The organism is Actinacidiphila sp. bgisy144, from assembly GCF_057708105.1.
Map to the genome: position 1 here is coordinate 1 of NZ_JBYIRM010000069.1, position 9,100 is coordinate 9,100.

The 9,100-nt window shown below is 71.8% G+C and carries 10 protein-coding genes, 1 tRNA gene and 1 pseudogene; 6 read left to right on the forward strand and 6 right to left on the reverse strand.

Features of this window, described 5'->3' with window-relative positions; genetic code table 11:
- Nucleotides 1-133 precede the first annotated feature (133 nt).
- Nucleotides 134-1,858, reverse strand: a complete 1,725-nt coding sequence (locus tag AC3EVP_RS36400) for a discoidin domain-containing protein (protein WP_435137946.1) — start codon at nucleotides 1,856-1,858, stop codon at nucleotides 134-136.
- A gap of 644 nt (nucleotides 1,859-2,502) precedes the next feature.
- On the opposite strand from AC3EVP_RS36400, the gene AC3EVP_RS36405 reads away from it, so the two are divergent.
- The 3 genes from AC3EVP_RS36405 to AC3EVP_RS36415 are packed head-to-tail and all read left to right on the forward strand — an operon-like array spanning nucleotide 2,503 to nucleotide 4,346.
- Entirely contained in the window at nucleotides 2,503-3,195 is a 693-nt protein-coding gene (locus AC3EVP_RS36405; protein WP_435137949.1) for a response regulator transcription factor, read from the forward strand.
- A gap of 6 nt (nucleotides 3,196-3,201) precedes the next feature.
- Entirely contained in the window at nucleotides 3,202-3,726 is a 525-nt protein-coding gene (locus AC3EVP_RS36410) for a hypothetical protein (protein WP_435137952.1), read from the forward strand.
- On the forward strand, nucleotides 3,639-4,346 hold the full coding sequence (locus tag AC3EVP_RS36415) for a sensor histidine kinase (protein ID WP_435137955.1): 708 nt from the start codon (nucleotides 3,639-3,641) through the stop codon (nucleotides 4,344-4,346). The genes AC3EVP_RS36410 and AC3EVP_RS36415 overlap by 88 nt, the downstream gene beginning before the upstream one ends.
- A gap of 6 nt (nucleotides 4,347-4,352) precedes the next feature.
- Here the strand turns inward: AC3EVP_RS36415 and AC3EVP_RS36420 are convergent, their stop codons facing one another.
- Together AC3EVP_RS36420 and AC3EVP_RS36425 are read right to left on the reverse strand one after the other, a co-directional pair.
- Nucleotides 4,353-4,901: an NUDIX hydrolase gene (locus tag AC3EVP_RS36420; protein ID WP_435137958.1), complete on the reverse strand. Its 549-nt coding sequence runs from the start codon at nucleotides 4,899-4,901 to the stop codon at nucleotides 4,353-4,355.
- 12 nt (nucleotides 4,902-4,913) lie between these two features.
- The gene (locus AC3EVP_RS36425) at nucleotides 4,914-5,228 is read right to left on the reverse strand and encodes a Rossmann-fold NAD(P)-binding domain-containing protein (RefSeq protein WP_435137961.1); all 315 of its coding nucleotides are present in this window, start codon (nucleotides 5,226-5,228) and stop codon (nucleotides 4,914-4,916) included.
- On the opposite strand from AC3EVP_RS36425, the pseudogene AC3EVP_RS36430 reads away from it, so the two are divergent.
- A pseudogene (locus AC3EVP_RS36430) lies at nucleotides 5,209-5,328 on the forward strand (transcriptional regulator); the annotation flags it as partial. The gene AC3EVP_RS36425 and the pseudogene AC3EVP_RS36430 overlap by 20 nt on opposite strands.
- Nucleotides 5,329-5,432: 104 nt before the next feature.
- On the opposite strand, the gene AC3EVP_RS36435 reads toward AC3EVP_RS36430, so the two are convergent.
- From AC3EVP_RS36435 to AC3EVP_RS36445, 3 genes are all read right to left on the reverse strand, one after another.
- A tRNA-His gene (locus AC3EVP_RS36435) sits at nucleotides 5,433-5,508 on the reverse strand.
- Between the two features lie 100 nt (nucleotides 5,509-5,608).
- Nucleotides 5,609-6,226, reverse strand: a complete 618-nt coding sequence (orn, locus tag AC3EVP_RS36440; protein WP_435137964.1) for an oligoribonuclease — start codon at nucleotides 6,224-6,226, stop codon at nucleotides 5,609-5,611.
- A 10-nt stretch (nucleotides 6,227-6,236) separates the two neighbouring features.
- Complete coding sequence (locus AC3EVP_RS36445) at nucleotides 6,237-7,697, reverse strand: helix-turn-helix domain-containing protein (RefSeq protein ID WP_435137971.1); 1,461 nt, start codon at nucleotides 7,695-7,697, stop codon at nucleotides 6,237-6,239.
- Between the two features lie 157 nt (nucleotides 7,698-7,854).
- Here AC3EVP_RS36445 and AC3EVP_RS36450 point away from each other — a divergent pair, with 157 nt between their 5' ends.
- Complete coding sequence (locus AC3EVP_RS36450; RefSeq protein ID WP_435137967.1) at nucleotides 7,855-8,085, forward strand: hypothetical protein; 231 nt, start codon at nucleotides 7,855-7,857, stop codon at nucleotides 8,083-8,085.
- Between the two features lie 414 nt (nucleotides 8,086-8,499).
- Complete coding sequence (locus AC3EVP_RS36455) at nucleotides 8,500-9,021, forward strand: universal stress protein (RefSeq protein WP_335977915.1); 522 nt, start codon at nucleotides 8,500-8,502, stop codon at nucleotides 9,019-9,021.
- Nucleotides 9,022-9,100 lie beyond the last annotated feature (79 nt).

The following is a 9,100-nucleotide window of genomic DNA, read 5'->3' on the forward strand; positions in this document are numbered from 1 at the left end:
GGGACGCGCCGGCGGGGGCGGTGCACGGCACACGTGGCGTCGTGTGCCGCACCCGCCCCCGCCGGCTCCTGTGGGGGGATCGCGGGAAACGGTTCTCGGTGGCCGTCAGTGGCCGTCGGGCGCCGTCGGGCGTTCAGAAGCCGACGGCGACCTCCATCCACTGCGGGTCCTGCATCGAGGTGTAGGCCGCCTGGCCGCCCACGTCGTCGTACGGGAAGCCGTACGCAAGCCCGTTGATCGCGTGGTCGTGCCAGAACTTGGCGTACCAGTTGGCCGGGTCCCCGGAGTAGAAGCGCGCCGGGTCCTGCTGCTCGTCGGCCGGGAGGGTGGCGGTGTGCCGGTTCAGCGCCGCGCACGTGGTGGGGTCGCCGGCCAGCGTGCCCGCGCAGCCGAAGATGTCCGAGGTCGCCGCGTTCACGCCGACCGACTGGGCGTAGGAGGTGAAGTAGTCGGCGTTCGCGCCGCCGGCCCGGAAGCTCGGGTCGCTGCCCGGGGCGATGATCCGGTACGGCGCCTGGGTCTGCGCCAGCACCTTGAACTGCTGCGGCACCGCGTCCTGGAACTCCTGGAACACCTGGTCCCGGCTGGTGGTGAACAGGTCCTGGGCGTCGCCGAGTTGGACGTCCTGGCCGCTGTGCGAGTGCAGCCGGATCGCCAGCGGCAGCGCCCACGCGTCGACCCGGGTGGTGTTGCCGTTGAAGACGTCCGGGCCGATGGTGAACTCGATGAAGTCGTTGTACTGGCTGTTCGGCGAGCCGACGTAGAAGTACATCCGGCCCGAGGAGTTGGCCGGCATGTCGAAGTACGGCTGCTCGGCGATGGAGTGCTCCTGCCCGTCGAAGCTCCAGTAGACCTGGCTGTCGGGGTAGGCGCCGTTCGTCCGGTTGAGGATCGCCACCTCCATCACGTTGTTCGCGGCCGGGATCTGGCTGGTGTCGCCCCAGAAGGAGTCGTCACCGCCGGTCGGCGGGGGCGTGGTGGCGTCCGAGGTCAGGTGCACCGAGAACTCCCACAGCGACACGCCGTACCCGGTGGCGCGCGCGGTGGTGTAGACGCGCACGTAGCGGCCGGTGCCGGTGACGTCGAGGTTCTGGATGCCGCCGGTCGCGGTGGTCGTGGAGTAGACCGTGGTCCAGTTCGTCGCGTCGTCGGAGACCTGGATCTGGTACGCGCTGGCGTACGCCGTCTCCCAGTTGAGGCCGACGCTGCACAGCGGCTGCGAACTGCCCAGGTCCACCCGCAGCCACTGCGGGTCGGACGCGGCGCTGGACCACCGGGTGCCGGTGTCCCCGTCGACGGCGGCGGAGGCGGGGGTGCCCGCGTTCTCGGTCGAGGACGCCGCGGCCGGCCGCCCCTGCGCGGCGTTGCCGGCGGCGCACGCGGACGGGCTGCCGGTGCCGGCGCCGTAGACCTGGAACTCCCAGAGCGAGTAGCCGTACTGCGTGGCGCGCTGGCTGCCGTACATCCGGACGTACCGCCCGGAACCGTTTACGGTGACCGTCTGGTCGCCACCGGTACCGGTGGTGGTGGAGTAGACGTCGGTCCAGTTCGTGCCGTCCGCGGACGTCTGGATCTTGAACGCCTTCGCGTACGCCGTCTCCCAGTCGAGGGTCACCTGGCTGATCGACTGGTCGCTGCCCAGGTCGACCTGGAGCCACTGCGGGTCGGCGGCGGCGCTGGACCACCGGGTGCCGGTGTTCCCGTCGACCGCGGCGGACGCGGGGGTGCCGGCGTTCTCGGTGGAGGAGGCGGTGGCGGGCCGCCCCTGGGACAGCAGCGAACCGGCCGCGCGGGCCGGCGACTGCGTGGTGACGGCGAGCGCGAGGCCCGCGGTCAGCGAGAGCAGGAGGGCGAGCACGAGACAGGGCCGGGACCTGTCGCGTGGGGTACGCCGTGGCCGCACCGACGGTGGCGCGCTGGTTGGCATCTGGTGTCTCCTCATCCGGGTGGGGGTCCGCGAGGGACGCGGGAGCGCGGGGTGAGAGCGCTCTCCGGTGAGGTGATGTCTACAAGGCCGGTCCTTCGGCGTCAATGAGTTGTTCCATAATCGCCCGCTCGGCCCGCCGTCTTTTCGAGTTCCGAAGGGGGCCCGGCCGGGGCCCGGCGGTCACGGCCGGGGTTGGAGTGCCTTGCGGCCGACGGGCCGGAGCCGGGCCGTCACAGCCAGCGGGGCGGAGGGATCGCCGGTTCCGGGCCGCCCGCGCCGAGCCGCCGGCGGTGGCGCGCCAGCAGCCGGGTGGTCGAGTACGCCGTCGCCGCGGACGGGAAAAGAAGGCCAGCGCGACGGCTGCGATTCTGATTCCGGCGGCGGCTTTGAGGCGCATGGGAGTGCGTCCTTCTTTTCTGGTGATTCTCGTGGCGGGGGTGGTGGCAGCGGGGATCGGATCTTTCCGACCCGGCCGCCGGGAAACGAGGAAAGCATTCGCGCGGCGCCGCCCGCGAAGTTCTTTCAGCTCTGTAAGAACCGCGGGCACCCTGCGGCCGATAGGTAGCGTGCGGGGCATGGAGAACACACCGCGGGTGATGATCGTCGAGGACGACGCGACGGTGCGGACGGTCCTCGGCGACTATCTGCGGGCCAGCGGGTGGTCGATGTCCCAGTACGGCGACGGGCACGCCGCCCGCCAGGCACTCGCGGACGGACTGCCCGACATCCTGGTCGTGGACCGGATGCTGCCCGGGGCCAGCGGCGACGAACTGTGCCGCCAGGCCCGGGCGACCTCGGACATCCCGATCATCATGCTCACCGCGCTGGGCGCCGTCGACCAGCGCATCAGCGGGCTGGAGCACGGCGCCGACGACTACGTGGTCAAGCCGTTCGCGATGAAGGAACTCCACCTGCGGATGCAGGCCCAACTACGCCGCCACGCGCCCTCGAGCCCCGCCGCGCCCTTCACCGCGGGCGCGTTCCGGATCGACCCCGCCCGCCGGCGCGCGTGGCTCGGCACGAACGAGATCGCCCTGACCACCCGCGAATACGAACTGCTGCTGTACTGCGTCCAGCACCCCGGACAGGTACTCACCCGGGACGACATTCTCGGCGAGGTGTGGGGATGGAACTTCGGGGACGCCGCGACCGTGACCGTCCATGTGCGCAGGCTGCGCGAGAAGATCGAACCCGAACCGCGCTATCCGGTCTACCTGCGCACCCAATGGGGCGCCGGATACCGGTTCACCCCGCACGGAACGGAGTAGCCGCGCATGCTCGCCCTGCCCGACATCGGCCTCATCGTCATGACCACGGTGATCTGCACCGCGGCCGTCACCCTGCTCGCCGGCCTGGCGTTGCACGCGAACCGCAGGGGGCCGGTCGCCTCGCAGTTCGCGATCGTGGTGGCCGGGGCGGTCACCTCGATCGTGTCGTCGATCCTCGCGGTCATGGTCGAGATGTTCATCTCCACGCACGACCTGACGGTGCTGGTGTGGGTGATCGCGATCTCCACGGTCATCAGCCTCGCCACGACCTGGCTGACCATCTCCCGAGCGGTGCGGCGGTCGGTCGGACGGCTGTCCGCGTCGGCGCGGCACCTGGCCGCCGGGGCGGTGCTGGAACCGGCCGAGCCCGGCTGGCGGGAGTTCAACGACCTGCACGCCGGCTCGCCGACACCTCGGTGCAGCTCGCACAGGCCCGTGCGGAGGTGGAGAAGCTCGACGCGGCCAGGCGGCAGTTCTTCGCGTGGATCTCGCACGACCTGCGCACCCCGCTGGCCGGCATCCGCGCGATGACCGAGGCGATCGACGACGGGTTCGCGCCCGACCCGGCCGACTACGTCCGCACCATCCGCGCGCGGGTGGACACCGTGACCGGCATGGTCGACGACCTCTTCGCGCTCTCCACCCTCCAGAGCGGCACCCTGCACCTGCAACGCGAACTCGTGCCGCTGCTCGACATCGTCTCCGACGCCGTCGTCGACGTGCGGGCCGCGGCGAGCGCGCGCGGCATCCGCGTCGTCCACCGCGACGTGGCGGGCCACATGCTGTGGGCCGACCCGCGCGAACTCACCCGCGCCATCGGCAACCTGCTGGCCAACGGCGTCCGGCACGCCCCGGAGCACAGCGACATCCTCGTCACCGCCCACCACCGCGACGACGACCACTTCATCATCAGCGTCCTCGACCACGGCCCCGGCGTCGCCAGCGAGGACCTGGGCCACATCTTCGACGTCGGCTGGCGCGCCAATAGCGCCCGTACCAGCGACGAGCATGCCCACACCGGACCGGGCGCCGGGCTCGGCCTGGCGATCGTCCGCGGCATCATCGAGGCGCACGGCGGGCACGTCGACGCGTGCCGGCTCCCCGAGGGCTTCCAGCTCTCCATCACCCTCCCGGCGACCCCGGCGGTGTGAGGGGGCTCAGCTCAAGGGGACGGCGAGGAGGCGGGTGCGGAGGGGCTCGGCGGTGATCTGGTCGGCGAACTGCCAGGAGTAGTCGAGGACTTCTTCGGTCTGGAGCTCGGCCACGTCGGCTGCCGTCCGGAACAGGTACCGGATGTCGAAGTGCTGGTGGTCGGGTTCGTCCTTGGCGGGGTTGGCCGGGATGGGATGGATGTCGATGTGCAGGGGCAACGGGCTGTCGGGGGTGACCTGTTCGGGGTCGATGCCGGTCTCCTCGGCCAGCTCCCGCAGGGCGGCGCCCATGAGGGTCGTGTCGGTGTCCTCCAGGTGCCCGCCGGGAAAGAGCCACTTCCCCAGTGCCTTGTGCTCCACGAGCAGGACACGTCCGTCCGGGCGCAGGAGCAGGGCTCCGGCGGTGACGTGCCCGCGGAACTCCTTGCGCGAGGCGATGGTGTCGGGGTGGGCCTCCAGTGCGGTGGTGAGGGCCGCGAGGCCGTCCTTGTCCTCGGGGTGCCGGCTCAGGTAGGTGGTGAGGGTGGCGTGGAGGTGCTGGGGGGTGATGGGCATGGGGGCGGGTCCTCAGCGGTTGAAGTAGGTCAGCCAGGTGTCGGCGATCACGGCCCGGTCGGCGGCGGTGACGTCGTGGATGCCGTGGGCGAGCCCGCCGCGGGTGAGCATGCGGACGGCGGCCAGTATCTCCGCCTGCACGAGGTGGATGAACGGCCCCACACTGGCGCCGTGCAGGAAGTTGACGGCGTTGCCGCCGTTGAGCAGGTAGAAGTAGTGCCCGGTGGTCTGGTACCGCGTGACGTGTTCACCGTCCCGGGTGCGCTGGTAGACAGCCGGCAGCCCGGCGAGGTCGAGTTCGTCCTCGGATGCCGACAGCGTCGCCACGCACATGAAGGTGTGGCGCACCCTGCGGGAGTCCGCCGTGTACGGCGCTGCCGCCCAGCGCGTGATCGGGGCCGCCCGGCAGGCGCTCCGCGGCGCCTGACCGCTTCGACCGTTCCGGCCGCTCCCGACCGCCGCTCCGCCCCGGCCGGCCGCTGCGCAAAAAGGCGCCCGGCCGCGTTTCCGCGGCCGGGCGCCCTGTGAAGCTGGGGTGAGTGACGGGACTCGAACCCGCGACATCCTGGACCACAACCAGGTGCTCTACCATCTGAGCTACACCCACCATGAGCGGCGCTTTTCCCTGTCGGGGCGGCGCCGCTTGGAAAAGTGTACAGGGTGGCGGGGGGTGGTCGCGCCCGCTTATGCGGCCGGGTGCGCGCCCGTCAGTGGGCGGCGTGCGGGGCCGGCGGCAGGACGTGCTTGGCCGCGATCGCGCGGGCGGTGTCCGTGTCCGGGCCGGGGGCCGGTACGAAGACGGCCTCGCGGTAGTAGCGCAGCTCGGCGATGGACTCGCGGATGTCGGCGAGCGCGCGGTGGTTGCCGTTCTTCTCCGGGCTGTTGTAGTACGCCCGCGGGTACCAGCGGCGCGACAGCTCCTTGATCGAGGAGACGTCCACGATGCGGTAGTGCAGGTGCTGCTCCAGCGCCGGCATGTCCCGGGCGAGGAAGCCGCGGTCGGTGGAGACGGAGTTGCCGCACAGCGGTGCCTTGCGCGGCTCGGCGACATGGGTGCGGATGTAGTCCAGCACCGTCTGCTCCGCCTCGGCCATGTCGACCCCGCCGGGCAGCTCCTCCAGCAGACCGGAGGCGGTGTGCATCTGCCGGACGATCTCCGGCATCGTCTCCAGCGCCTCGGCGGGCGGGCGGATCACGATGTCCACCCCCTCGCCGAGGATGTTCAGCTCGGAGTCGGTGACGAGCGCGGCCACCTCGATCAGCGCGTCGTGCGCCAGCGAGAGGCCGGTCATCTCACAGTCGATCCACACCATCCGGTCGTTCATGTGTCTCACCCTACGGGCGATCACGTGGTCCCGGGAGGGCGGCTCCCAGACCGCGCCCGGCCCGCAGCCGCCCGCGGGTGGCCGCCTCGGCCGGATCGGACCGCCCGGACTGCTCCGGGACGCGTGCGGAGGCGGTGTACGCGTCCGGGTCGCCCTTGAGCGGTGCGGCCAGCACCTGCGGGCCGCCGCTGGGACCGCCGCCCGGGCCGCCGCCCTGAGCGATGCCCGTACCGCTGCCCGGCCCGGCCCCGCCCCCGGGGCCGCCCGCGCCGCCGTGACCGTTTCCGTGCGCGTGCACAGAGCCGTGACCGGCACCGTTCCCGGGCCCACCCGGCCCGCCCGGACCACTCGCCCCGCCCCGGCGCGCGGCCGGCACCTCGGGCGCCGAGCCGGCCCGGTCACCGTCGTCCTGCGGCCTGCGGGCCCGGTACGCGGCCCGGTACGACGCGGGCGAGGAGCCGAGCTGCCGGCGGAAGTGCCCGCGCAGCGCCACCGGCGAGCGGAAGCCGCAGCGCCCGGCCACCTCGTCGACGGAGTAGTCCGACGTCTCCAGCAGCCGCTGCGCCTGGAGCACCCGCTGGGTGATCAGCCACTGAAGCGGCGCGCTGCCGGTCAGCGAGCGGAACCGGCGGTCGAAGGTGCGCCGGCTCATGTACGCGCGCGCGGCCAGCGCCTCGACGTCGAACTGCTCGTGGAGGTGCTCCAGCGCCCACGCGACGACCTCGGCCAGCGGGTCCGCGCCGATCTCCTCCGGTAAAGAGCGGTCCATGTGCCGCTGCCCGGTCTGCCAGTCCGCCCGGCGCGGCGGGACGACCAGCCGGCGGGCGAGCGCGGCGGCCGCGTCCGTACCGTGGTCGGTGCGCACCACGTGCAGGCACAGGTCAATACCGGCCGCTGTTCCGGCGGAGGTGAGCACGTCGCCGTCGTCCACGAAGAGCTCGCGGGGGTCGACGTGCACCGACGGGTACCGCTTGGCGAGCGTCGGGGCGTACATCCAGTGCGTGGTGGCTGGCCGGCCGTCCAGCAGACCGGCGGCGGCGAGTACGAACGCGCCGGTGCACAGCCCGATGATGCGCGCGCCCTCCTCGTGTGCGCGGCGGATCGCCTCCAGGGCCTCCGGCGGCGGTGCTTGGGATATCGAGCGCCAGGTGGGCACCACCACGGTGCCGGCCCGGGCGAGCGCCTCAAGGCCGTAGGGCGCGGTGAGTTCGAGCCCGCCGGTGGTGCGCAGCGCGCCCTCCTCGCCGGCGCAGACCAGCAGCCGGTAGCGGGGGACCCCCGCGTCCTGCCGGTCGATGCCGAAGACGGACAGGGGTATGGAACTCTCGAAGATCGGACCACCGCTGAAGAGCAGCACCGCGACGACCTCCGGACGGCGGCGCGCGGAGAGCTTGCGGATGGCGCGAGGCGATGCCGATGGTGCTTGCGACGGAGTGTCCGCCGCCGTACCGGAACTGGACTCCTGGCTCATGGAGCTCAAGCCCCCCTCGTATCGACGCGTCGTCCCCTCGGTCCTGCACGTAATCCCCCGCTGTCCAGCGCAGTCACCCATGATCAAATCTACTGTGTCAGGTGGGGCGTTAGTGACAAGTTCACCATCTGACGCTAAGTCGACAAGGCAACGTGGCGTGAAGCATTCGATCACGAAGCGTTTCACCCTGGCGGCTTGCTGGGAAGTACGCCTCGTGCCGTTGCGACTGCGGACCGCACTGTCCGCGTCCTGCCGCATCGTAGAACCGCTGGTGGCGCAGGTGTTAGTGCGCGCGGCCGCCAACGAATGCGCAACGGTGCCAAGTTGGCCGAAAATCGCTGTTCCGGCGCTGAATGGGCGTAGAGCGGTACCGGATATTCCGGAGTGAACTTGCACATGCGCGGCCGCCGTCGGGCTGGTGCGGGCGGTGCTGGTCGGGTCGGGGCGGCGGGCGGTGACGGGAGGTGCCGGGGAGGTGTCGGCGGTGCGCCCCCGCGATGCGCCCGTGCGCCGAAGCGTGTCGCCGGTTGGCGTGATGACGTTGCACTCACAGGCGCGGTGCCGTTGCGCTCTTGGGCTCCCTCCGGCATTCTCCTGGGAACTCCGGGTACGCAAGACATACGGAAGAGCCTGTGAAGGGCCCGTCGGCCCTGTGCAGGCGCTTGCACCGGCCGTACTCTGGAGGGAGTGGGACGGGAAGTGGTGAACTGGCCGAAACCGGCCGCTGCGGCGGCCCGCCCCGCGAGAAACGTCTTGTCCGCTGCTCGGCGCGTCAGCGCCGCCCTCGCCGAGAATCCCCATCATGGCCGGTCATGACATTCCCGAGCCTGCCGAGGGCAGGCCGCTTGCCGACGAGGCAGCGCTCCCCGAGCTGGCCACCGCGCGGCACCACGCCTGTGATCCGGCCTTCCGGCACGGCGTGGTCGTCGGTTTCGACGGCTCCGTCTCCAGCGAGCGCGCGCTGTCCTACGCGATCGGGATGGCCCGCAGAACGCACTCCGCGCTGATCATCGTGCATGTCGCCAACCGGCTGCCGGCCACCGTGTGGGCCGGCTGCGAGCCGCCGGTCTTCGTGGACGTGCCCGACCACCGCACCGAGGTGCTGGGCCTGGAGCTGGCCTGTGCCGACCATCTCGCCGAGATCTCCTGGGTGTTGGTGGAGCGCGGCGGCGACATCTGCCACGAGCTGGAGGAGGTCGGCAAGGAGTACGAAGCCGACGCCATCGTGGTCGGCGGGACCCACGGGATGGTCGGGCGGATCTTCGGGTCGGTGGCCGGGCGGCTGGCGCGGCGGGCGCAGCGGCCGGTGGTGGTCATTCCATGAGGTTGTGAGGCGTGAGGCGGCCTTGGGGGGGGGGGGGGGGGGGGGGGGGGGGGGGGGGGGGGGGGGGGGGGGGGGGGGG

What these genes read in the sequence shown, in the direction of transcription:
- AC3EVP_RS36405 (WP_435137949.1), top strand. Translation starts at nt 2,503, where the DNA reads ATGGAGAACACACCGCGGGTGATGATCGTCGAGGACGACGCGACGGTG.
- AC3EVP_RS36410 (WP_435137952.1), top strand. Translation starts at nt 3,202, where the DNA reads ATGCTCGCCCTGCCCGACATCGGCCTCATCGTCATGACCACGGTGATC.
- AC3EVP_RS36420 (WP_435137958.1), bottom strand. Translation starts at nt 4,901, where the DNA reads ATGCCCATCACCCCCCAGCACCTCCACGCCACCCTCACCACCTACCTG.
- orn (WP_435137964.1), bottom strand. Translation starts at nt 6,226, where the DNA reads ATGAACGACCGGATGGTGTGGATCGACTGTGAGATGACCGGCCTCTCG.
- AC3EVP_RS36445 (WP_435137971.1), bottom strand. Translation starts at nt 7,697, where the DNA reads ATGAGCCAGGAGTCCAGTTCCGGTACGGCGGCGGACACTCCGTCGCAA.
- AC3EVP_RS36455 (WP_335977915.1), top strand. Translation starts at nt 8,500, where the DNA reads ATGGCCGGTCATGACATTCCCGAGCCTGCCGAGGGCAGGCCGCTTGCC.